This is a genomic window from Microbacterium sp. ZW T2_14, assembly GCF_044987405.1.
GTDB lineage: Bacteria > Actinomycetota > Actinomycetes > Actinomycetales > Microbacteriaceae > Microbacterium.
Genome location: NZ_JBJDRK010000014.1, coordinates 1 through 25,277 on the forward strand (window position 1 = coordinate 1; position 25,277 = coordinate 25,277).

A 25,277-nucleotide genomic window follows, 5' to 3' on the forward strand; every position below is an offset into this window, starting at 1 on the left:
ATCGCCGGGTCCGGCGCGGATGCCGGGTGCGGCGGGGACGCGGGGGTCGTCGCGGATGCGGGGGTCGGCCCGGTCGGCGCATCGTCACGCCGGCGGCGCACCGAGGGGGGCGCTTCAAGCGCCGGCACCCCGGCATCCCCAGACGCGGACGAGGCGGCCGAGACAGCGGCGGCGTCCCAGACGAGACCCGCGACCAGCACGATGCCGTCGACGATCTCGAGCTCGGCGGGCGCCGAGGCCGCGTCATCGGCGGTGATGAGGGCCACGCGCGTGACACCCGGGATGACCCGCTCGGTCCAGGTGGTGACGCCCGCGCCCGATACGCGCTCCGGCGTCGTGGCGTCGACGTCGAAGGCGAAGTCCCCCCGCACCGCCACGCGGACGCCGTCAGCCTCTTCGAGGGCGACCGCGAAAGCGGGGATGGCGGTGAGCGATGCGCCGTAGGCGCCGGTGAGCGCCTCGATGACGCCGCCGAGGCCGCGTCCATCGGCGAGCAGCGCGCGGATCCGGGCGAGGAGCGCGGCGGATGCCCCGACCTCGAGCACCGCGAATCCGCGCGGTGTGACGGCGACCGGCGTGTTCCCCGGCGCGTACAGCGGGGACATCAGAATCCTCCCGTGGCCACCGCGCGCGGCAGGGTGTCGCCGTCGATGTCGGCGGTGTAGTCGGCGGGGGCACTCACCGGCACCGTATCGCGTTCGTACGAACGGCTGGTCTTGGAGCGCACCGCGAGCGCGTCGACGACGAGCGCCGTGATGTTGTCGCGGCCGCCGCGCACCATGGCCTCGTGCACCAACCGCGTCGCGGCAGCCTGCGGGTCGGCCTCGGCGAGGAGGATCGCGTGGATCTCCTCCTGGTCGAGCTCACCCGACAGCCCGTCGGAGCAGACCAGGATGCGGTCGCGGTCCTCGGCCGGGATGAGCCAGTAGTCGGGCTCCGCGTCGCTTCCCGCGCCGATGGCCCGGGTGATCACGTTGCGCCGCGAGTCGCGCTGGGCGGCGTCGGCGGCGAGCTGCCCGCTGTCGACGAGCTCCTGCACCACCGAGTGGTCCACGCTCACCTGCTCGAAGCTGCCCTCGCTGAGGCGGTAGGTGCGCGAGTCGCCCAGATTGATGGCGAGCCAGTAGCCCTCGCCGTCCACGTCGGCGATCACGACGCCGGTCAGCGTGGTGCCGGCTCCGGCGCCCGCGCCGGCCGGCAGGCCCGCGACACGCAGCCGTGCGGACGCGACGGCCGCCTGCACGTCGTCGATGGCGAGGCTCTCGCGCCCCGCGAGCGTCGAGAACTCCGCGACCACGGCCGCGCTGGCGATCTCGCCGGCGTTGTGGCCGCCCATGCCGTCCGCCACCAGGAAGAGCGGCGGCGCCGCGACGTACGAGTCCTCGTTGATGCGGCGGCGCAGGCCCGCATCCGTGGCGGCGCCGAACGCGACGGTGATGGGCGCGAGGGGTCCGGTGATCACAGTGCGCCCACCGTCACCCGGCGGTCGCCGAACTCGAGGCTGTCGCCGGGGCGCAGATTCGTGCGGACGCCGGGAATGAGCGGGATGCGGACGCCGTCGCGCACGAGCGTCGTGCCGTTCGTCGAGTGCCGGTCGAGGATCCACGCACCGGTGACATCCCCGCCGATCTCGAAGTGGGTCTTCGAGAGAGACAGCGTCTCATCGCGCACGGCGATCGCGACGGCGCCCTCTTCACTCGCCGGGTTGCGGCCGTACAGCGTGCGGCCGTACACGGCCATACGCGCGCCGTCGTCCCAGGTGAGGACCGCGATGACCGGTGCACCCTCGTACAGTGCGGCGCGCTGGGCGGGCGGGGGCACGACCATGCGCGTGGAGTCGAGATCCTCGTCGGGCTCGGCCACGGGAGCGCCTGAAGCAGCGTCCGCGGGGGTGCTGAATGCTGCGGTGCTGAACGGTGCGGTGCTGAACGGTGCGGTGGCGAACGGTGCGGCCGCCGCTGCGGCCGGCGCGGTCGCCGGAGCCATCGCCGGTGGCGCGGTCGGTCGTACCGCGGCGCCGCCCGCGGCAGCGCTCAGCGCCGCCGCACCCAGCGGCTCCGTGGTCGTCGCGGCGGGGAACGGCATCGTCACACTCGGAAAGGCGTCGTCCGACTGCGGCGGGCGCACCACGGGCGACGGCTGCGGGTCCTGGGTGAGCCACGGCACGCCGTCGATCACCCCGGTCCCGACCGGCGCAGCGGGACGCGTGACGGGCGCCCCGGGGCGCGCCGACGACACGGGTCCCACGGGTGCCGGCATGAAGCCCGGGGACGGCACCGGTGCGGCGGGCCGCAGCGGTGGTGCGGGCGGCAGCGTCGCCGCCCCGGCCGGCGGCGGAAGATAGGGGTTCGCCGTGGCCGGAGGCGCCGCGGCGGGCGGAGCGGCCGGTGCCTTGCGCATGTCGACGACGACCGCTTTGGACGCCATGTCGTGCCAGCCCTGGCGCCGGGGGCTCGCGTCGAACAGCGGCGAGAAGTAGCCGACGACGATCGACCCGGCGAGGCCGAACACGATGTTGCGCCACAGCGCCCGCCCGAAGCCGATCGGCACCGCTCCGGATGCCTCGGAGAACGCCGCCGCATCCTGCAGGCGCAGCCCGAGAAGGCGCTGCCCGATCGAGCCGCGACCGCCCTGCATCGCCGAGTACACCAGCCACCACACGAACAGCAGCAGGCCGATTCCGACGTAGCTGAAGAGGATCATCAGCGCGAGGCCGTCGCGTTCCCACCCGGCACCGACGCCGAAGATGATTCCGGCGACGATGCCCACCAGCACGGCGCCGATGGCGTACACGACGCCGATGTCGATCGCGAACGCCCCGACACGGCGTCCGATGGTCGCCGCGGGGGCGGCGCCGGGCGGGCTCACGGTCATTCGTTCTCCTGTGCGGGGTCGGTGGAGGGCTCGGCCGCGCCGGCGGCCTTCCCGCGGCGCGACGGGCGCTTGCGGCTCGTCTTGCCTGCGGGATCGGTGGACGCCGGGTCGGTGGACGCGGGGTCGGCCGACGCGTCCTGGTCGGCACGCGCAGGCCTGCCGGACGTGCGGGCCGAGGTGAGGGTGCGCGCGGGCAGCGCGAAGCGGGTGTCTTCGAGCAGGGTGCGGATGCTGAGGCGTGCGCCGAGCCGCTGCCACACCGTACGCCCCTTGGCCATGCCGCCGACGATCTCGTCGACCTGCGTCCAGAACGCGTCGATGTCGTCGGGGGTCGGCTCGGTCGGGCCGAACACCTCGAGGTCGGCACGCGACGCGAGGGTCGCCACGCGCGGCTCGGCGAACGCGGTCGTCAGCACGCCGGCGTCCTCCTGACGCGTCGCCCCGGGACGCACCGGGGCGCCGAAGTCGGAGGCACGGTCGACGAGCTCGTCCCAGCCGCCGCTGATGCGATCCGGAGCCCGGTCGGCCTCGCGGCGCTTGCGGCGACGCGTCGCCTTCAGCGCGCCGATCACGATGAACGGGGCGAGGAGCACGGCGATCAGCCCCAGCGCGCCGACGCCGATCGAAACGATCGTCCACAGCAGCGCGGCGTCGAAGCCGTCCTCGTCCTCCGCGCCGCGATCGTCGGCGACGGTCGGCGGCAGATCGACCGGCTCCGCCGGCGGGGGCGGCGGCTGCAGCACCTGCGGCTTCGGATCGGCCTTCGGCTTGGTGGTCTGGTCGCTCGGCACCTGATCGTCGGGCGGCGTCGGATCGAACGGCACCCAGCCGGCACCGTCGAACGCGACCTCAACCCAGGCATGGAGCGTGTCGCCGGTGGCGGTGAAGACGGGCTGGCCCGCGGCATCCTCTTCGGGATAGAAGCCCATCACGACGCGCGCCGGAATGCCGACCTGCGAGGCGAGCAGGGCCATCGCGGTGGCGTACTGCTCGTCGTCGCCGACCATCTGCTGCGAGCCGAGCAGGGTGGCGATGCGCTCGGCGCCGTGACCGGCGCGCGAGAGAGGCTGACCGGCGAGACCGTGGCTGAAGTAGCCGCCCTCCGAGAGCATCTGCTGCAGAGCACGCACCTGCTCGATCGGGGTGGTCGCTTCGGCGACGGTCTTCGAGGCGATGTCGGCCAGGCTCTCGGGCACGCCCTCCTGCTTCGGCATCTTCAGTCGCGAGAACGCCTGGTCGGCGAGCTGCTCATCGCTCGGCACATCGGGGATCACGGCGTCGAGGACGTACTCGTCGCCCTTCTTCAGCCCTATCGTGACCACGCCGGTGTCGGTCGCCTCGTTGTAGTGCGTGGTGCGCCGCAGGTCGTCGGCGCGGTCGCCGTCGTACGTCACGCTGCGGACAGCGCCGGCATCCGGCATCCACACGCCCTGCAGCGCGCCGATCTCGACGTGCACGGAGGTCTCGGTGCCCTCGGCGTCGGCGGACATGTTGGTGCGGGCCGGTGCGAACGCGCTGGACGACCGGCTGCCGTCGTCCGAGACGTTGTAGACGGTGCCGTTGTAGGCATCCATGGTGGCCAGGCGCACGCGGGCGCCCTCGGGCAGCCCGCTGACCGTGAAGAGCGCGTCGTCGGGGTGGTCGCGCACGTAGGCGCGGAACGACTGGAGAGGGCTGGCGAACTCACGGATGTCGAACGGCGGGATCACCACGTCCCGGAGGACGTAGCGCGGCGAGGTCGGTGCCGCGAACCCGCTGGTCGTGATGCCGACGATGGCGGCGATCGCCACGACCGCACCGCCCATCAGCACCCTCCGGACGCCGGCACCCGAGCTCGCGGAGCCCTCCCCGACCGAGATCGCGGCTGCCTGGGGCTGCCACGCCTGCCGGAGCGCCAGCCACACGACGGCGACGAGGCCGAACACGATGCCCTGGATCACCGGCACGAACGGGTCGGACGTGCCCAGCGCGATCGCGACGACGAGGAAGGCGGCCGCCGGGATCAGCGCCCACGCCGCGCTGCGCAGCCGCAGGGCGAGAGACGTCGCGAGCACCGCCGCGACCAGCGTGAGGAGGAACGGCACGATGAGGTGGCCGTCGTCGGTGGCGACCGGTGCGATGGTCGTGAGCAGCTGCTTCCACGACATGATGGTGCCGAGTGCGAGCAGTCGAAGGGTCTCGAGCGTCGGCACGACGCCGGCGACGGTGGTGTGGGGCAGGGCGAGGGCTCCGCCGAACAGGAAGTACGCGAGCACCGTGGTGCCGGTGAGGGCGAGGATGCCCCAGCGCAGCAGCGCACCCACGACGCCCAGGGCCATGCCGAGCACCAGCCCGCCGAGCGCGGCCACGAGGTAGCGGGCGCCGTCGAAGGTGGGCCAGAAGCCGACGATCGGAACGAGCAGCAGCAGAGCCACGGCGAGGAGGTCGAGGATCCAGCGCCGGGCCGGAAGCGACACGCCGGCAGCGCGGGGCGCGCGGGGACGGGACGTCGGCGCGCTCGAACGCGCCCCGGCCGGCGAGGCGGCGTCGGCGCGCGACAGCGGGGTGACCGGGGCGGTCATGCGAGCACCTTCCGCAGGGCGTTGGGCAGCTGGTCGAGGGCGCCGAGCGTCACGACATCCGCCTCGCCGATGCGACGCAGCGACGGCGTCTCGCCCGGCGACGCGACCACGGCGAGGACGCGCGCCCCATAGGGCAGACGGCTGCAGGCGGTGCGTAGATCGTTGGCGTCCACCTTGCTGCCGCACACCAGCACGACGACGCTCGCGAGGGGGAGCGTCGCGGCGACGACGCCGGCGAGCTCGACGACGGTTCCCGCGCGGGGCTTGGACGGGCTGAGGGCGGCGAGCGAGTCGAGGAACTGCTTGCCCGTGCCGGACGGCAGCGCGCGCTCCTGCACCCGGATCTCGACGCGGTGCGAGTCGCGCAGGGCGCGCAGGCCGAGCGAGCCGGCGGCCGAGATCGCGAGCTCGAACTCCTCGTCGTCGCGGTAGTCGGCGGGGCTCGTCGACAGGCCGATGACGAAGTGCGAGCGGCGCGTCTCCTCGTACTGCCGCACCATCATGTGGCCGGTGCGCGCCGTCGACTTCCAGTGGACGTGGCGGAGGTCATCGCCCGGCTGGTACTCGCGCAGGGCGTGGAACGACACGTCGTCGGGCGACAGGTCGGCGGCGGGGAGTCCCTCGAGGTCGCGGAGGAACCCCAGCGACTGGCCGTCGAAGAGCACGGTGCGCGGATGCACGAACAGGTCGACCGGCTCGTCGCGTCGGTGCACGCGCTCGAACAGGCCGAGCGGATCGCCGCGGACCACGCTGACCGGGCCGACCTTGACGACGGCGCGGCGCGTGGTGGGGATGGCGAACAGCTCCTCGGCGGATTCGCCGGCCGCGAGCCGGTTCACATCGAAGACGCCGCGCCCGGCGCCCACGGGCAGCAGCACCCGCGACGGCAGGATGGCGCGCTGACCGGTGTTGGCGAGGGTCAGGGCGCCGACGGCGCGCTCCCCCACGACGACACGGGTCCGGTTGAGGTCGAGCGACACCTCGTACGCGGTGCGCCCGATGAGGAACAGCAGGCACAGCACGAGCACGACGGCGATCGAGACCGCGGCGACCGTGAGCTCCCACCAGCCGAGAGAGCGGCCGGCGATCCAGAGAGCGATGGCACCGACGATGAGCACCCAGGCGACGGGGCGCACGACCCCGAACACTCCGCCGAGCCATGCGCCGGCGCGCCGCAGCGCGGCCAGCAGGAGCTGGCCGTACCAGGCGCGGCGGTCCTCCGCCGCCGTCGCCTTCCCGAGTGCCTCCGTCGCCATCAGGCCGCCGACCTCGCCTGCGGCGCGGCGACCGAGTCGAGGACGCGCGCGATGACTGTCTCGGCCGAGGTGCCGGCGAACTCGGCCTCGGGGTCGAGCACGAGACGGTGGGTCCACACCGGGGCGACGAGCGCCTTGATGTCGTCGGGCAGCACGAAGTGGCGGCCCTGCGCGGCGGCGTAGACCTTCGCGATGCGGATCATCGCGAGCGAGCCGCGCACCGAGACGCCGACGCGCGTCGCCGAGTCGTTGCGGGTGGCCTCGGACAGCTGGGCGGTGTAGCGCAGCACGGCGGGGTCGACGTGCACGGTGCCGGCGAGGTCGGCCATGTCGGCGACCGCACCCGTCGTGATGATCGCGGGAAGGTGCGCAGACGGATTGCGGTCCGCCGCGCCCGCGAGGATGCGCTCGGCCACGGCCAGGTCGGGGTAGCCGATCGAGGTCTTCACCAGGAAGCGGTCGAGCTGCGCCTCGGGCAGCTTGTACGTGCCCGCCTGCTCGATCGGGTTCTGCGTCGCGATCACGAGGAAGGGCCGGCCCACGTCGTGCGTCACGCCGTCGACGGTGATGCGCGACTCCTCCATGACCTCGAGCAGCGCCGACTGCGTCTTGGGCGACGCGCGGTTGATCTCGTCCGCGAGCACGATCGAGGCGAACACCGGGCCGCGGTGGAACTCGAACCGGTGCTGCGCCTGGTCGTAGATCGTGACGCCGGTCACGTCGGACGGCAGCAGGTCGGGGGTGAACTGGATGCGGCTGCTGGTGCCCTGCACGGTCGCGGCGAGCGCCTTGGCGAGGCTCGTCTTCCCGGTGCCGGGGGCATCCTCGAGGAGCACGTGGCCTTCGGCGAGCATCGCCGACAGCACCAGCGCCACGACCTCGCGCTTTCCCATGAGGGCCTGGTCGACGTTGTCGACCAGGCGGGCGAAGGTGCCCTGGAACCAGGCAGCCTGTTCGGGGGTCATCGTCATCGTGATTCGTTCCTTTTCATGAGTCGTCTTCGCAGCTCTCGCTACTGCCAGGTTCGCCGCTCGCTGTCGCCATAGCCGCCGATCGAGACCCACACCTGCTCGCCGTCGTCGCCGAAGTAGCAACCCAGCTGCACCGTTCCGTTGGCGGGCAGGTGCCTCGTCGAGCCGCCGGCGAACGGCGTGCCGCCGTAGGGCCCCGTGGCGTTGCACGAGACGGCGTAGTCGCCCGCGGGGAAGTTCTCGGTGTGTACCAGGAAGTACGCGCACTGCGCGGTGCTGCAATTGGGCTGCCCCTGCGCGGAGCTCCCCTTCGTGACCCACACCTTCGGCTGAGGCGGAGCCACCGTGGTGGCGTTGTCCGAGGCGATGCCGCTCCACTGGCCGGCGGCATCCTGAGCGCGCGCCTCGATGGTGTGGCGTTCGCTGTAGCCGTAGTTGTTGGTGCGCGAGTTGTTCAGTGCCACGTCCTGCCACCCGCCGCCGTCGATGCGGATCTGCATCGCCGTGATGGCGCGACCGTTCTCGGCCGGCGGACTCCAGCTGAAGGTGATGCTCGTACCGCTCGCTGTCGCGCTCACGTTCGGGTTGCGCACGGGCCCATAGGGCTTCACGGTGTTGGAGGGGGCCGACTCGGCGCCCGGCTCGCTCACGCCGTTGACGGTGGCGACGGCCCGCACCCGCACGGTGTAGTTCGTCCCGTTCGTCAGTCCCCCGATGACGCCGTTGCCGGCCAGAGCCTGCCAGCCGCCGTTGTTGACGGATGCCTGGTAGCTCAGTTCGTTGGAGTTCGCCCCGTTGGATGCTCCGGGCTGGAAGGTGACGGTGAGCGAGCGGTCGCCCTCTCGCGCGGTCACGTTCGTCGGAGCCCCGGGCGGCGTGAACGCGCGCTGGGGTGCCGAGGTCGCGCTGAACTGACCCCATCCGGCCTTGTTCTGCGCGCGCACCCGGAACGTGTAGTCCGTGGTCGACGTGTCCACGACGACGGCCTGGCTCGTCTGCCCCGCTGCGACGGGGATGGAGTTGACCAGCGACGACCCACGGAGGACGTCGAGCTGGTAGCCCGAGACGGCATCGCCGTTGTCGGCGGGAGCCTTCCAGGCCACCTGCATCTGGGCCTGCGATCCCACGGGTTGCAGGCGCGCGGTCGTGGGTGCGGCCGGCGCGTCGGGCGCTCTGGCCGGGATCTCACTCACCGACCACGGGCTCCAGCTCGACGGCTCCGGCGCGCGGTTGAGTGCCTGCACCCGCACCTGGTAGGCGACGCCGTTCTGCAGCCCGTCCCACACCATCGAGTTGCCCGTGACATCGGTCTTCTGGCTGATGCCCGACGGGGGCGCGGGCGAGATCTCGAGGTTGTACTTCTCGACCGGCGAGCCCGGCGTGGTCGGAGTCACCCATGATACGGAGAGGCTGCGGTCGCCGAAGACGAGCGACGGTGCGGCCGGTGTGTCCGGACGCGCGTCGGGGCGCGCGGTCTCGGAGGGCGCCGACGGGTCGGACGGGCCCACGCGGTTCTCGGCCACCACCGTGAAGTTGTATTCGACGTTGTTCGTCAGTCCGTCGAGCGTGCACGTGGTCGCCAGGCACTCCTTCGTGTAGTTGCCCGCGGTGGACGAGACGAGGTACCGCTCGATCTCGGCGCCGTTGTTCGCCGGCGGAGTCCACGACAGCACGACGGTGCGGTCCTGCACGCTCGAGACGGTCGGCGTGCCGGGGGCGTCGGGCTTGCCCTGCACGGTGAGCCGGATGCGGCCCTCGACCTCCCGGTCGGGGTCACCGGTGGCGTCCTGGACGCGGTAGCGCACGACCATCGTGCCGAAGAACTTCGCGTCGGGCGTGACCCGCACCTGGTCTCCCGCCACGTCGACGTCGCCCTGACCGGTCTCGAGGACTGCGGTGGTCACCTTCAGCGGCTTGTCGGGGAACGGGTTCACGTCGTTGCTCAGCACGGGGACCGTGATGGTCTTGCCCTGATGGGCCTCGTCGATCACGTCGTCGTTGGCCGTGGGCAGTTCGCGTGTCGATGCGATCACGCGGATCGTCACGGTGCCCTCGATCGGCTCGGTGGTCCCGTCGGTGATACGCAGACGGAGCGTCGCGGCGGTGCCCTTCTTGGTCTCCGCGGCGGCGCTGACGCGCAGCTCGTCGTCTTCGATCGACGCCGTCATCCCGTCCGGCGACCCTCCAACGATGTCGAACTCCAGGCGGTCCGCGTCCTCGGGGTCGGGGTCGGTGGTCAGCCCGCCGAGGTCGAGCGACGTGGCGTCCTCGCCGGGTGCGACATCCATCTGCCCGTTGACGAACGTCGGCTGCTGGTTCTCGGGCGGCAGCACGGTGATCGGCAGGGTCAGGGTCGCCTTGCGCCCCTGCGGATCATCGGGGCCGGTGCCGTCGGTGACCTCGAACGCGATGGCGTCGGGCCCGAAGAACCCAGGGGCCGACGTGTAGACGAGCGTGGTCTGGTCCTTGATGAGCGAGGACCCGTCGTTGTGTGCAGCGGTGACCTTCGCTGCCTCCGTGATGACCACCTTGCCGCCGTCAGCGGACCGCACATGCTCCGAGAGCGGCAGTTCGACGGTCTCGCCGCTCTCGACTTCGATGGGCTCGGTCGATACAAGCGTCGGCGGCAGCGACGAGAGAGCGGGGATGTGGATGAAGGCGGATGCCGCGTTGCCGTCGCGGTCGGTGATCGTGTAGGTCGCGAGGCGGTCGGCGTCGCCCAGTGTGATCCGCACCTTGCCGTTGGCCAGCGCCCGCGAATCCGCATCGGCGACCTTCAGGTCGAGGTCTTCGACGGTGCCGTCGGGATCCTCGTCGTTGGCCAGCACCTCGAGATCGACGACCCCGTCCTCCACATCGGCCGCACGCACGTAGTCGTCGCGCGCGATGGGACGCTGGAGCGGGACGTCGTCGGCGACGGTGATCTGCAGCACGGCCTTCGCCTCGGCGCCGCGGGCATCGCGGATCGTGTACTGCAGCGACGTCTCCACCGGCTCCGAGGGCGAGGTCACGACGACGCGGTTGCCTTCGACCTTCGCCTCGAGGCCTGCGACGTCGGGCAGGATGAGCCCGTTCTTGACGATGCCGAACTCGTCGCCGTCGGGGTCGGAGTCGTTGGCGAGCACGGGCACGGCGACCGAGCGGTCCGGCCGCATGATGACCGAGTCCTTGACCGCATACGGCGCCTGGTTGACGCCCTCGGCGGGGGCGATCCCGACGCGGATCGTCGCCGTGGCCTCCGCGCCGAGGCGGTCGCGCACGCGATAGGTGAAGGTGTCGACGCCCGCGGTGTCGTCGAACGCCTCGTAGATGAGGTAGTCGGAGCCGGTCTCGGTGATGCGGCCCTTGCTCGGCGACGAGGCCAAGCCGACCAGCTCGACCGAGTCGCCGTCCGCGTCGATGCCGTCCAGCGGCACAGCGATGCGCACCCGGGTCCCGCCGAGCACGCGCGCCGTGAGGTCGCGCGGGCGGGGAGCGGCGTTCGTCTCGTCGTTGACGGGGATCACCTGGATGGTGATGTAGCCGGCGTCCTTCTGCCCGGTGCTGTCGACGACCTCGTAGGTGGCGTAGACGGTGCCCGGCTCGTCCGATGCCCGGAAGCGCACGGTGTCCTGCGAGACGAAGGCCTCGCCGTCCTCGGGCTCGATCAGCGGGGGCACGAGGTCGGGTGCGACGTGGATGGCGTCGCCGTTCGGGTGGTAGTCGTTGTCGAGCACCGGGATCGTCACGACGTCACCGGCGCGCACCACGACCTGGTCGTCGTTGGCGACCGGCGGGCGCAGCTGCGCGGGGGCGGGGATGGGGATGACGATGACATCGCCCTCGGCGGACTGCGAGCCGTTGGAGATGCGGTACGTGATGCGCACCTGCTCCGAAAGGGCGGCCTGATCGCTGATGCGCAGCGTCTCGTGGTTGAGCACCGCCACCGCGATGCCCGAGTTCGGCTCGACCGTCACGGACTGCACCACCAGGATGCCGCCGGACGGGTCGGAGTCGTTCGTCAGCACGTTGACGAGCACTTCCCCGCCGCTCGGCAGGAGCGCCACGTCGCGCACCGCCACCGGCGGCAGATCGGTCTCGCCTTCGGGGATCACATCGACCCGCACGATCCCGGGCACGCCCGCGGCGCCGGCCGCCACCATGTACTGCACGTAGTACGTGCCGGGGGTCGCAGAGCGGAAGGTGAAGGTCTTGTTCGCGTAGTCGGGCACGATGTCGGCGCCCGGGACGGGATCGACGCGGGCGAGGCGCAGCGGTTCGCGACCGGCGCCCACATCGTTGACGAGGGGCGAGACGGTCGCCGTCTGCCCGGTGCGGACGGCGATGTAGTCGGCGTTGGTCACCGGATCGATGGAGCCGACCGGACGAACGTCGAAGCGGATCGTGCCGACCGTGACATCGGTGCCATCGGAGACCGAGATCTCGACATCCTTCCGGCCCTGCGTCCCGCCGACGGCGCGATAGGTGATGCGGCCGTCCGACGTGTAGTCGGCCTCGTCGCCCTCCGCGGGCGTCACTGCACCGAGGAAGACGTCGTCGCCGTCGGGGTCGATCCAGTCGGGCAGCACGTTGTAGGTGATGGTGCCGCCCGCTTCGATGGCGACGGTCGTCACGCGTTTCTGGGTCGGCGGCGCGTTGACGTCCCAGCCGTGCACGGCCAGCGACACCCTCGCGGTGTCGGTGCCACCGCGGCCGTCGGAGACCTCATAGCTGAAGGATGCCGACCCCGAAGCGTCCTCGGGGACCGCGATCTGCAGCGCGCGGCCGTTGTCGATCGACTGCACCTGGCCGATCGACGGGCCCCCGTCGAGGACCCGCGTCGTGAGCACATCGCCGTCTGGATCGCTGTCGTTGTCGAGCAGCGGAAGGATCGTGGTGCGGCCGGGACGGACACCGAGGTCGTCGTCGTTGGCATCGGGCGGCGTGTTGATCTCGGAGCGCTCCGGGAGGACCGTCTCGGTGGTCTCCTCGGTAGTCTGCTCGTCGTCCTCGGTCTCCCCCTCGGGCGGGGTCAGCTCATCCCAGTTGTCGACGCGCTGCAGATCCTCCGCGGCCATCCACGTGGCGCCGCCGACGATGTCGTTGAGCACCACGACGTCGCGGTTCACGCGGAATTGCAGCAGCGACGTGGGCTCGACGCCGTCGATGTCGGCATCCAGATCGCCGGCGTCACCCGCACAGTCCCTCACGAAGCGGCCGGAGCCGCTCCAGGCCGCGTAGGCGCAGCCGTCGAGCCACACCGGATACGCCGGCGCGCCCTCGCCGCCGGCCTTCACCGTCGTGGGCTCGGAGCCGTCGAAGGGCACGCGCACCAGGGCGGACGCCGTCGACACCGAGACGGCGTCCGCGGCGGCGGAGGGCTGCTGCAGCACGGCATCGCGCCCGCCGTCGAGCTCGGTCTCCCGACCGTCCGCGATGACCGTGCCGGTGGAGCTGTCGAGCACGACCGGCTTGTCGCCGACCGAGGTGATCGACAGCGTCGACTTCTCGTCGACGCCGGGCAGCGGCGCACGTTCCGGCTTTTCGGGAGCGTCGTCGGCGCCCATCCGGATGGTGACCAGTTCCGCGGTCTCGGCCGACGCGCCGTGCACGATGCCGTCGACGCCGACGGCGACATCCGCCCCCTCGCCGAGATTCGTCGTCGGATCGGCGCCCTCGATCTGGAACGATCCGATGCCTTCGGCGGGCAGCATCCACAGATCGCCCGACGCGCGGTCGAGGATGGCGGCCGTCGTGCCGCCCAGCACCACCTTCGCGTCGCCGGGCAGGCTCGCAGCCCCCGACAACGCGACCATCCCCGGGTCGATCACGCTGACCGCGGAGCCGGCGTTGTCGACGAGGAGGACCGTGCTGCCCGACTGAAGGATGTCGTAGTCGTCGCTGGTCGTGCGGAGCCCTCCGTCGAGCACCTGCGACTCGTGGTTGAAGTGCCCGACCATGAGACTCGACTGCTTCGTCACCCACACGCCGCCGTCGTGGAGGTCGACCTCGGTGGTGGGGACACCCTGATAGACGAACGCGAGCGTCGTCAGGGTGACGGCCGCGGCCGTCACCGCACCCGCGGATGCGAGCGCGCGCGGACGAGCGCGCAGCCATGCGGAAGACCTCATCGAACCTCGGCCTCCTCCGGGGTGTCGTGCGTCTCTACGTGGCGCCGAGACCGGACGTGGGGCGTCCGGCGCTCACCGAAGACATCAAGGGAACAGTCCAGCCTAACCCGACAGACGGAACGCGATTGGACGGGAAGTGTCAACTACGACGATGATAATCCGCCTGATCAGAGCCGATCGATGGGGACAAACACCCATCGATCGGCCCTTCGGAATTCCGCGCGGCAGTGTACGCGTATGACCGCTACCAGGTCGTGGCTTCGGCATCCCCCGAGCCGCCGGGTCCGCTGTAGCTGACCCACTTGGAGCCCGGATAGCCCGAGTAGCAGCTCAGCCGCACGCTGTCGTTCGCACCCACCTGGTACTGGTTGCTACTCCAACGCCCCTCGCCGTCATTGCAGCTGAGCGTGTAGGTGCCCGGCGTCCAGTTCTCGACGTTGAAGACGAAGTACGAGCACGCTGCCGAGTCGCAGCCGTCCATACCCTGCGCGCTGGAGCCTCGGCTCGTCCACGCGCGCGGCTGCGGCGGGTCCACCGTCCGCGCGGAGTCGGCGACGACGCCGCTCCACTGGCCGGCGGCATCCTGCGCGCGCGCCTCGATCCGGTGTGTCTCGGCGTACCCGTAGGTGGCCGACGTCGAGCCGTTGTTCGCGACGTTCTGCCAGCCGCCGCCGTCGATGCGGATCTGCATCTGGGTGATGGCGCGGCCGTTCGTGCTGGGCGGGCTCCACTGGTAGGTGATGCTCCGGCCGCTGGCCGTCGCCGAGACGCTCGGGTTGCGCACCGGGCCGTACGGGATGACGGAGTTCGACGGCGCCGACGCGGCGCCCGGCTCCTGCACGCCCCCGACGGTGGCGACGGCCCGCACACGCACGGTGTACGTCGTGCCGTTCGACAGCCCGCCGATGATGTGGTTGCCCGGCATCCCCGCCCAGTTCCCGCCGTTGAGCGAGTACTGGTAGCTCAGCTCGCCGGCGCTCGCACCGTTGCCGGCGGCCGCACCGTACGCCACGAGGATCGCGCTGTTGCCCTCGGGCGTCGACGCCGAGACGTTCGGCGGCGCTCCCGGCGGCGTGAAGCCGCGCTGCGGGGCGGAGTTCGCGCTGAACGCACCCCAGCCGGCCTTGTTCTGCGCCCTCACCCGGAACGTGTAGTCCGTCGTGGAGGTGTTGACGACGACCGCCTGGCTCGTCTCCGCGGCCGACACGGGGATCGAGTTGACGACGCTCCCACCCTGCATCACGTCGAGCTGGTAGCCATCGATCGCGTCGCCGTTGTCGGCCGGCTTGTTCCACGAGACGCGGAGCTGCGCCTGTGCCCCGACCGGCTCGAGCCGCGCGGTCGTGGGGGCGCCCGGAGCATCCGGCGCCTTCGCGGGGATCTCGGTCACCGACCACGGGCTGGGGCTCGACGGGTCGGGCGCGAGATTGTGGGCCTGGACGCGCACCTGGTACGCGACGCCGTTCTGAAGCCCGTCCCACACGATCGAGTTGCCGACGACCTCGGTCTTCTGCGAGATGCCCGACGGCGGCGCCGGCGAGATGTCCAGCGTGTAGTGCTGGACCGGAGAGCCGGGGGTGGAGGGGGTGACCCACGCCACGTTCAGGCTCTTGTCGCCGAAGGACAGCGTCGGCGCGGCGGGGGTGTCGGGCCGCGCGTCGGGACGCGCCTCCTCCGAGGGCGCCGACGGGTCGGACGGGCCGACGCGGTTCTCGGCGACCACCGTGAAGTTGTACTTCACGTTGTTCGTCAGGCCGTCGAGCGTGCACGTGGTCGCGAGGCACTCCTTCTCGTAATCCCCTGCGACGGAGGTCACGAGATAGCGCTCGATCTCGGCGCCGTTGTTGGCCGGCGGCGTCCACGACAGCACCACGGTGCGATCCTGCACGCTCGAGACGATCGGCGTGCCCGGCGCATCGGGCTTGCCCTGCACCGTCAGCCGGATGCGGCCCTCGACCTCTCGGTCGGGATCGCCGGTGGCGTCCTGCACGCGGTAGCGCACGACCATCGTTCCGAAGAACTTCACGTCGGGCGTGACCGTGACCTGGTCGCCCGCCACCTCGGCGTCGCCCTGGCCGGTCTCGAGGATCGTGGAAGTGACCTTCAGCGGCTTGTCGGGGAACGGGTTCACGTCGTTGCCGAGCACCGGCACCGTGACAGTCTTGCCCTGGTGGGCCTCCGGCACGATGTCGTCGTTCGCCATCGGCAGGTCGCGCGTGGACGCGATCACCCGCACCGTGACGGCGCCCTCGACGGGCTCGGTCGTGCCGTCCTCGATGCGCAGGCGGATCGTCGCGGCGGTGCCCTTCTTCGTGTCGGCCGCCGCGCTCACGCGCAGCTGGTCGCCCTCGACGGACGCCGTCATGCCGTCGGGTGCTCCGCCGACGATCGTGTACGCGATGCGGTCGGCGTCCTCCGGATCGGGATCGGTGGTGAGGCCGGCGAGGTCGAGCGCCGCGGGGTCCTCGCCGGGCGCGACATCCATCTGCCCGTTGACGAACGCCGGCTGCTGGTTCTCGGGCGGCAGCACCGTGATGGGCAGCGACAGTGTGGCCTTGCGACCCTCGGGGTCGTCGGGGCCGGTGCCGTCGGTCACCTCGAAGGTGATCGCGTCGGGGCCGAAGTAGCCGCCCGCCGAGGTGTACACCAGGGTCGTCTGGTCCTTGATGAGGGAGGAGCCGTCGTTGTGCGCCGCCGTGACCTTGGCCGCCTCGGTGATGACCACCTTGCCGCCGCCGGCCGCGCGGACGTAGTCGGCGAGCGGCAGCTCGACGGTCTCGCCGCTCTTGACCTCGACCGGCTCGGTCGACAGCAGCGTGGGCGGCAGCGACGACAGCGAGGGGATGTGGATGAACGCGGATGCCTCGTTCCCGTCGCGGTCGACGACCGTGTAGGTCGCGAGCCGGTCGGTGTCGTCGAGCGTGATCCGCACCGTGCCGTCGGCCAGCACACGAGACTTCGCGTCCGCCACGGTCAGGTCGAGGTCTTCGACGGTGCCGTCGGGATCCTCGTCGTTGGCGAGCACCTCGAGATCGACGACGCCCTCCTCGACGTCGGCGGCGCGGACGTAGTCGTCCCGCGCGATCGGCTTCTGCAGCGGCACGTCGTCGGCGACGGTGATCTGCAGCACGGCCTTCGCCTCGGCGCCGCGGGCGTCCCGGATGGTGTAGCGCAGCGACGTCTCGACGGCCTCGGACGGCGACGTGACGACGACGCGGTTGCCCTGCACCTTCGCCGTGAGCCCCGGGACGTCGGGCAGGATGAGCCCGTTCTTGACGATGCCGAACTCGTCCCCGTCGGGGTCGGAGTCGTTCGCGAGCACCGGCACCGCGACCGAGCGGTCCGGGCGCATGATGACGGAGTCCTTGACCGCGTAGGGCGCCTGGTTCACGCCCTCCGGCGGCGCGATGCCGATGCGGATCGTGGCCGTGGACTCGGCGCCGAGCCGGTCGCGCACGCGGTACGTGAAGGTGTCGACGCCCGCGGTGTCGTCGAACGCCTGGTAGACGAGGTGGTCCGACCCCGTCTCGACGATGCGGCCCTTGCCGGGCGACGACGCGAGCCCGACGAGCTCGACGGAGTCCCCGTCGTCGTCGATGCCGTCCAACGGCACCGCGATGTTCACCCGGCTGCCGGCGAGCACACGGGCGGTGAGGTCGCGCGGCCGCGGCGCCGCGTTGGTGTCGGCGTTGACGGGGATCACCTGGATGGTGATGTAGCCGGCATCCTTCTGCCCGGTGCTGTCGACCGCCTCGTAGGTCGCGTAGACGGTGCCGGTCTTCTCGGACGCGCGGAAGCGCACGGTGTCCTGCGAGACGAAGACCTCGCCGTCCTCGGGATCGGTGAGCGGCGGCACGAGGTCGGGCGCGACGTGGATGGTGTCGCCGTTGGGGTGGTAGTCGTTGTCGAGCACCGGGATCGTCACGACGTCGCCGGCGCGCACCACGACCTGGTCGTCGTTGGCGACGGGTGGCCGCAGCTGGGCGGGCGCCGGGATGGGGATGACGATGACGTCGCCCTCGGCCGACTGCGAGCCGTTCGAGATGCGGTACGAGATGCGCACCTGCTCGGAGAGCGCGGCCTGGTCGCTGATGCGCAGCGTCTCGTGGTTGAGCACCGCCACCGCGATGCCGGAGTTCGGCTCGACGGTGACGGACTGGACGACGAGGATGCCGCCGGACGGGTCGGAGTCGTTCGTCAGCACGTTGACGAGCACCTCGCCGCCACTGGGCAGGAGCGCCACGTCGCGCACCGCGACGGGCGGCAGATCGGTCTCGCCCTCGGGGATGACGTCGACCCGCACGATGCCCGGGATGCCCGCAGCACCCGCGGCGACCAGGTACTGGACGTAGTACGTGCCGGGCGTCGCCGAGCGGAAGGAGAAGGTCTTGCTGGAGTAGTCGGGCACGATGTCGGCGCCCGTCACCGGATCGACGCGTGCCAGGCGCAGCGGCTCGCGCCCGGCGCCGACGTCATTGGCCAGCGGCGACACGGTCGCGGTCTGGCCCGTTCGCACGGCGACGTAGTCCGCGTTCGTCACCGGATCGATCGAGCCCACGGGCCGCACGTCGAACCGCACGGCGCCGACTGTCACGTCGGAGCCGTCCGAGACGGTGATCTCGACGTCCTTCCGGCCCTGCGTCCCGCCGACGGCGCGGTACGTGATGCGGCCGTCCGACGTGAAGTCCGCCTCGTCGCCCTCGGCGGGCACGACGGAGCTCAGGAACACGTCGTCGCCGTCCGGGTCGATCCAGTCCGGCAGGACGTTGTAGGTGATCGTGCCGCCGGCCTCGACCGCCACCGTCGTGACGCGTTTCTGCGTCGGCGGGGCATTCATGTCCCAGCCGTGCACGGCCAGCGACACCCTCGCGGTGTCGGTCCCGCCACGGCCGTCGGCGACCTCGTAGGTGAAGGATGTCGTGCCCTGCGCGTCTTCGGGAACCGCGATCTGCAACGCGCGGCCGTTGTCGATCGACTGCACCTCTCCGACCGACGGACCGCCGTCGAGCACGCGCATCGTGAGCACGTCGCCGTCGGGATCGCTGTCGTTGTCGAGCAGGGGAAGGATCGTGGTGCGGCCCGGGCGCACGCCGAGGTCGTCGTCGTTCGCGTCGGGCGGCGTGTTGATGTCGGACCGTTCCGGGAGCACCGTCTCGGTGGTCTCCTCGGTGGTCTGCTCGTCGTCCTCGGTCTCGCCCTCGGGCGGCGTGATCTCGTCCCAGTTGTCGACGCGCTGCAGGTCCTCCGCCGCCATCCACGTGGCTCCGCCGACGATGTCGTTGAGCACCACGACGTCGCGGTTGACGCGGAACTTCAGCAGCGACGTGGGCTCGATGCCCTCGATGTCGACGGCGAGATCGTCGCCGTCGCCGGCGCAGTCGCGCACGAACCGGCCCGAGCCGGTCCACGCGGCGTAGCCGCAGCCGTCGAGCCAGACCGGCTCCGCGGGCGCGCCCTCGGATCCGGCCTTCACCGTCGTGGGCTTCGACCCGTCGAACGGCACGCGCACGAACGCCGACTCCGTGGAGAGCGACACCGCGTCCGCCGCCGCGGAGACCTGCTGGAGGACGGCGTTGCGTCCCCCGTCGACGATCGTCGCGCGGCCGTCGACGATGACGGTGCCGGTGGAGCTGTCGAGCACGACCGGCTTGTCGCCCACCGCGGTGACGGAGAGCTCAGCCTTGTCGTCGACGTCCGGCAGACCGCTGCGCACCGGGTCCTCGGGGGCACCGTCGGAGCCGGTGCGGATCGTCACCAGCTCGCCGGTCTCGGGTGCGACGGCGTAGACGACGCCGTCCACGCCGACCGCGGCATCCGCTCCCTCGCCGAGGTTCACGATCGGGTCGGTGCCCTCGATCTGGAAGGAGCCGACGCTCTGGCTGGGGACGACCCACAGATCGCCGGACGCGCGATCGAGGATCGCGACGGTGTCGCCGCCGAGCGCCACGTCGGCGTCGCCGGGCATGCCCGCGGCGCCCGACATCGCGACCATGCCGGGGTCGATCACGCTGAGCGCGGAACCGGCCTGGTCGACGAGCAGCACGGTCGAGCCGGACTGGAGGATGTCGTAGTCGTCACTGGTGGTGCGCAGGCCGCCGTCGAGCACCTGCGACTCGTGGTTGAAGTGACCGACGAGGAGGCTCGACCGCTTGGTGACCCAGACGCCGCCGTCGTGGAGGTCGACCTCGGTGGTGGGCACGCCCTGATAGACGAACGCGAGAGTGGTGATCGTGACCGCAGCCGCGGTGACGGCGCCGGCGGAAGCGAGGGCGCGGGGGCGCGCCCGAAGCCAGGTGAAAGACTTCATCGAACCTCGGCCTCCGGGGTCTCGTGCGTCTCTACGTGGCGTCGGGACCTGACGTGGGGCGTCGGGCGCTCACAAAGACATGGGGGAACGGTCCAGCCTAACCCGGCGCACGGCCTGCTATGGGACGGGAAGTGCCATCACGAAAATCGTACCCGGCCAGGCGAGAACCGCCGATGGGGACAAACACCCATCGCGCTCTCGAACCACCTCGACGAGCCCGCGCCTCGCGCCGCGGGCGCGCCGTCACGACCGGGTCGCTGCCCCCGCTGACGCGCCGACGTACTCGCGCAGGTGCTGGGCGGTGAGCGTCTCGGCGCTCGCGACGAGGTCGGCCGGAGTCCCCTCGAACACGATCGCCCCGCCGTCGTGGCCGGCGCCCGGACCGATGTCGATGATCCAGTCGGCATGGGCCATGACGGCCTGATGGTGCTCGATCACGATCACGCTGTTGCCGGCTTCGACCAGGCGATCCAGCATCCCGAGCATGTTCTCGACGTCGGCGAGGTGCAGGCCCGTGGTCGGCTCGTCGAGCACGTAGATCGCCCCCTTCTTCGACATCGAGATCGCCAGCTTGAGGCGCTGGCGCTCACCGCCCGACAGCGTGTTGAGCGCCTGCCCGAGGGTGAGATAGCCGAGGCCGACGTCGATCATGCGCACCAGGATCGTGTGCGCGGGCCCCTTGGCGAAGAACGCCGCCGCGTCGGAGGCCGACATCGCGAGCACCTCGGCGATGTTCTTGCCGTCGAGCGTGTACTCCAGCACCTCGTCGCTGAAGCCCGACCCCTCGCACAGCTCGCACAGCGTCTCGACGGTCTGCGTGAAGCCGAGGTTGGTAATGATCACGCCGAGCCCGCGGCACGCGGGGCAGGCGCCCTCGGAGTTGGCGCTGAACAGCGCCGGCTTCACGCCGTTGGCCTTGGCGAACGCCGATCGGACGGTGTCGAGGATGCCGGTGTACGTGGCCGGACTGGAGCGCCGGTTGCCCTTGATCGGCGACTGATCGACCACGACGACGTCGTCGAAGGCCGGCACGTTGCCGTGGATCAGCGACGACTTGCCGGAGCCCGCGACGCCGGTCACGACGGTCAGGATGCCGAGCGGCACGTCCACGTCGACGCTCTTGAGGTTGTGCTGGGTGGCCCCGCGGATCTCGAGCGCGCCCTTCGCCGCGCGGGTCGACGGTTTCAGCCGCGCCCGATCGTCGAGGTGACGGCCGGTGATGGTGCCCGACGCGCGCAGCCCCGCGACATCCCCCTCGTACTGCACCTCGCCGCCCGCGCGGCCGGCACCCGGGCCGAGGTCGACGATGTGGTCGGCGATCTCGATCACCTCGGGCTTGTGCTCGACCACGAGCACGGTGTTGCCCTTGTCGCGCAGCAGCTTCAGCAGCCGGTTCATGCGCTCGATGTCGTGCGGATGCAGTCCCGCCGTCGGCTCATCGAAGACGTAGCTGATGTCGGTCAGCGGCGAGCCGAGGTGGCGGATCATCTTGGTGCGCTGCGCCTCACCGCCCGAAAGGGTGCCCGACGATCGGTCCAGCGACAGGTAGCCGAGGCCGATGTCGATGAACGACGCGATCGTCTGGCGGAGGCCCGCCATGAGCGGCGCGACGGACGGGTCGTCCACCGTGTCGAGCCACGCCGCCAGATCCGTGATCTGCATGGCCGCGGCATCCGCGATGCTGAGCCCCAGGATCTTCGACGACCGCGCCCCGTCGTTCAGCCGCGAGCCCCCGCACTCCGGGCAGGGCATGAACTTCACGGCCCGGTCGACGAACGCGCGCACGTGGGGCTGCAGCGAGTCGCGGTCCTTCTGGAGCATGGACTTGGTGATCTTCGGCACGAGGCCCTCGTAGGTCATGTTGATGCCGTTGATCTTGACCTTGGTGGGCTCCTTGTAGAGGAAGTCCTCGCGCTCCTGCGCGGTGTAGTCCTGGATCGGCTTGGCCGGGTCGACGAAGCCCGACTCGGTGAAGCCCTTCACCATCCAGCCGTCGGGGTTGTAGCCGGGGACGTTGATCGCGCCGTCCTGCAGCGACTTCGTCTTGTCGTACAGCTCGTCGAGGTCGACGTCGCTGGTCTCGCCGAGACCCTCGCAGCGCGGGCACATGCCGCCGGTGATCTCGAACGAGCGGCGCTCCTTGACCTTCTTGCCGCCCTTCTCCATCGTCACGGCGCCGGCACCCGACACGGACGGGATGTTGAAGGAGAACGCCTGCGGAGACCCGACGTGCGGCTGGCCGAGACGGCTGAACAGCAGCCGCAGCATGGCGTGCGCGTCGGTCGCCGTGCCGACGGTCGAGCGGGCGTTCGAGCCCATGCGCTCCTGATCGACGATGATCGCGGGGCTGACGTTCTCGAGCGCGTCGACATCGGGGCGACTGAGCTGCCCCATGAACTGCTGCACGAACGTCGGGTACGTCTCGTTGATGAGGCGCTGCGACTCGTTCGCGATGGTGCCGAACACCAGCGACGACTTCCCCGAACCGCTCACCCCCGTGAAGACGGTGAGCCGACGCTTCGGGATCTCGACAGACACGTTCTTGAGGTTGTTCTCGCGGGCACCGACGACGCGGATGACCTCGTGCGAATCGGCGATGTGCGTGCCGGCGGGGCGGGGATCGGATGCCATGCCCACAGTCTGCCCGGCGACGCGGACACCGCGCTTCCTGAATCCTGCTCGATCCCGCGGAGTCTGCCCCGGCTCGACGCGTTTCGTCTCGCTCGTTCCTCGCTCGCTCAACGACCGAGGCTGTGGTTCGGGGTCACAAGGCGTGGCTTCCGCGCCGACGTTGCCGCGTGTTGTGACCCCCGAACGCGTGCGGTGGTGGTTCGGGGGTCACGAATGGTGGCTTCGGCGCGGACGTTGCCGCGTGTTGTGACCCCGAACGCGTGCGGTGGTGGTTCGGGGGTCACGAACGGGCGACGGGAGGGTGGATGCCGCGGCTCAGGCCGCGGCGGAATCCGCGGGCTCGACCGCGAAGTTGTCGCGGAAGACGCGGGTCGGGTCGTACGCCGCTTTGACCGCGCGCAGGCGGGCGAGCGTCGCGGGCGGGAAGGCCTCGGCGATCCGCTCGGGGCGCTGGGACGAGTCGAAGCTCAGGTACGAGCCGTCGATGTACGCGGCCACCTCGCGCCACTGGACGTCGAGCCGGTCGGGGTGCGATCCGAGCGCCGTGACCGAGAAGTTCGCCGACCGGTGCGCGTAGGCAGTGGCATCCTCGGCGACGTCGGCCACGGCCCCGCCGACCGCGCGCAGCTGGAAGAACGGCACGGCGCCGGACTGCAGCATCCGTGCCGCCGCCGCGGCGAAGGCGGGCGTGACGTGCTCGATGAGACCGGAGCGCGAGTGCGGCTCCCCCGCACCGTGCTGGGGGCCGAGATCGGCGTTGCCCATGATCTGCGCGTACGTCGTCAGCTGCACCGACTGCTGCACGAGCGGGGCGAGCTCGGCGAACGGCTGCAGGCGGGCGATGATCGTGTCGGGGTCGTCGGAATCGACGACGCCGTACAGCTGCACGACCTGCGGCTGCCCCGGCCGAGGGCCGCCGGTCATGAGGAACATCGTGAGATCGCGGGGCGACGCTTCGACGATGCGGCCATAGCCCTCGAGGAACGCGGCCACGTCGTCGACCTGGAACGCGAGCTGCGCGTAGCCCACCTGACCGATCTCGTCGACCTCGAACTCGAACGCGGTGACGATCCCGACGTTGGCGCCGGCCCCGCGGACCGCCCAGAACAGGTCGGGATGGGTCTCGGCATCCGTCCGCACGATCGAGCCGTCGGCGAGCACCACCTCCGCCGCGCGCAGGTGGTCGATCGTGAGGCCCTGCTCGCGCGCGAGCAGGCCGATGCCGCCCGCTGTCGCGAGGCCGCCGACGCCCACGCCCCCGTAGTCGCCGGAGGTCAGCGCCCAGCCGTGCTCGCCCAGGACGGCGGCGACCTGCGCCCAGCGGGCGCCGGGTCCGACCCGCACCAGGCGGCGATCGACGTCGAGCACCTCGATCTCGTCGAGGCGGCGGAGGTCGATCACGATGCCGCCGTCGTTGGTGCTCCGGCCGCTGATCCCGTGGCCGCCGCTGCGCACCGAGAGGGGAAGCTCGGGATGCCGCCGCGCGAAGCCGATCGCCGCTGCGACCTGCTCGGCCGACGCCGGCTGCAGCACGAGTCCCGGCGCGCCGCCCCGCATGTAGGTCGCGCGCACGTCGCCGTAGTCGAAGTCGCCGGGCTCGATCGCGTGGAGTCCTTCCGGGACGTCTTCGTAGGCGATGCCGTCGCGGCGGGCGGCGAGCGCCGCCGATGACCTCACCGGCGCGGCCGAGACGCCGCGGGTGCCGCGTTCGGCCGCGACGAGCTCGCGCACAGCGGGGGCCACGTCCTCCCCGAAGCGCTGCAGCAGGTTCGGGTCGTCGCCGGCGAGGATGAACGTGCCGATGCCGTCCTCGAGCGCGAGCTGCGCGAGGCGCTCGGCGAACTCGCGCGGGTCGGCGGCGAGCTGGCCGACGTTCAGCAGGCGGCGGATCTCGCGCGGATCACGACCGACCGACGCCGCCGCCTCGTCGATGGCGGCGTTGCCCTTCGCGAGGTCCCCGGGCTGCATGTACCCCAGCGACGGCAGCCAGCCGTCGCCCTTGCGGCCGGTCAGCGACAGCATGCGCGGCTTGTACGCCCCGATGTGGATCGGCACCTCGTGCGCGGGCCGTGGGCCGCGCTTGGCTCCGTGCACCCGGTGGTACCGGCCGTCGGTGAACACGCCGCCGCGTGCGTCGGTGCGCCACAGTTCGCGGATGAGATCGATCGCCTCTTCGAGCGCCGTGACCGCCTGGCCGGGAGTGAGGCGCGTACCGCCCATCGCCTCGATGGCGTCCCAGAACCCGCCGGCGCCGAGCGCCAGATCGAAGCGCCCGCCCGACAGCAGGTCGATGCTCGCCGCGGCGCGTGCCACGACCGCCGGCGGCCGCAGCGGCACGTTGAGCACGTTCGGCGCGATACGGATGCTGTCGGTCCGCGCCGCGACGTACGACATGAGCGTCCACGTGTCGAGGAACGCCGGCTGGTACGGGTGGTCCTGGAACGTGACGAGATCGAGGCCGGATGCCTCGGCCACTTGCGACAGCAGCACGGGCGCCTCGGGGGTCGCTGCGGCCGGGGTGATGAAGGCGCCGAATTCGAGCGCGTGTCCGTAGTCCACGGGGTCCT

9 protein-coding genes and 1 pseudogene are annotated in these 25,277 nt (G+C 71.3%); all 10 read right to left on the minus strand.

Annotated elements, in window-relative coordinates; translation table 11 throughout:
* Nucleotides 1–605, minus strand: a pseudogene (locus ACI3KY_RS06895) (FHA domain-containing protein); the annotation flags it as partial.
* Nucleotides 605–1,462, minus strand: a complete 858-nt coding sequence (locus tag ACI3KY_RS06900) for a PP2C family protein-serine/threonine phosphatase (protein ID WP_404929443.1) — start codon at nucleotides 1,460–1,462, stop codon at nucleotides 605–607. The gene ACI3KY_RS06900 and the pseudogene ACI3KY_RS06895, both read right to left, overlap by 1 nt.
* Entirely contained in the window at nucleotides 1,459–2,874 is a 1,416-nt protein-coding gene (locus ACI3KY_RS06905) for an RDD family protein (RefSeq protein WP_404929444.1), read from the minus strand. The genes ACI3KY_RS06900 and ACI3KY_RS06905 overlap by 4 nt, the downstream gene beginning before the upstream one ends.
* Complete coding sequence (locus ACI3KY_RS06910; RefSeq protein WP_404929445.1) at nucleotides 2,871–5,435, minus strand: transglutaminase family protein; 2,565 nt, start codon at nucleotides 5,433–5,435, stop codon at nucleotides 2,871–2,873. The genes ACI3KY_RS06905 and ACI3KY_RS06910 overlap by 4 nt, the downstream gene beginning before the upstream one ends.
* Nucleotides 5,432–6,691: a DUF58 domain-containing protein gene (locus ACI3KY_RS06915; RefSeq protein WP_404929446.1), complete on the minus strand. Its 1,260-nt coding sequence runs from the start codon at nucleotides 6,689–6,691 to the stop codon at nucleotides 5,432–5,434. The genes ACI3KY_RS06910 and ACI3KY_RS06915 overlap by 4 nt, the downstream gene beginning before the upstream one ends.
* Complete coding sequence (locus tag ACI3KY_RS06920) at nucleotides 6,691–7,662, minus strand: AAA family ATPase (protein ID WP_404929447.1); 972 nt, start codon at nucleotides 7,660–7,662, stop codon at nucleotides 6,691–6,693. Before ACI3KY_RS06920 ends, ACI3KY_RS06915 begins: the two co-directional genes overlap by 1 nt.
* A 41-nt stretch (nucleotides 7,663–7,703) precedes the next feature.
* The gene (locus ACI3KY_RS06925; RefSeq protein ID WP_404929448.1) at nucleotides 7,704–13,772 is read right to left on the minus strand and encodes an Ig-like domain-containing protein; all 6,069 of its coding nucleotides are present in this window, start codon (nucleotides 13,770–13,772) and stop codon (nucleotides 7,704–7,706) included.
* Between the two features lie 244 nt (nucleotides 13,773–14,016).
* The gene (locus ACI3KY_RS06930; RefSeq protein WP_404929449.1) at nucleotides 14,017–20,079 is read right to left on the minus strand and encodes an Ig-like domain-containing protein; all 6,063 of its coding nucleotides are present in this window, start codon (nucleotides 20,077–20,079) and stop codon (nucleotides 14,017–14,019) included.
* Between the two features lie 243 nt (nucleotides 20,080–20,322).
* Nucleotides 20,323–22,710, minus strand: a complete 2,388-nt coding sequence (locus ACI3KY_RS06935) for an ATP-binding cassette domain-containing protein (RefSeq protein ID WP_404929450.1) — start codon at nucleotides 22,708–22,710, stop codon at nucleotides 20,323–20,325.
* Nucleotides 22,711–23,025: 315 nt separating this feature from the next.
* Nucleotides 23,026–25,269, minus strand: coding sequence for an LLM class flavin-dependent oxidoreductase (locus tag ACI3KY_RS06940; protein WP_404929451.1), 2,244 nt, complete (start codon nucleotides 25,267–25,269; stop codon nucleotides 23,026–23,028).
* Nucleotides 25,270–25,277 lie beyond the last annotated feature (8 nt).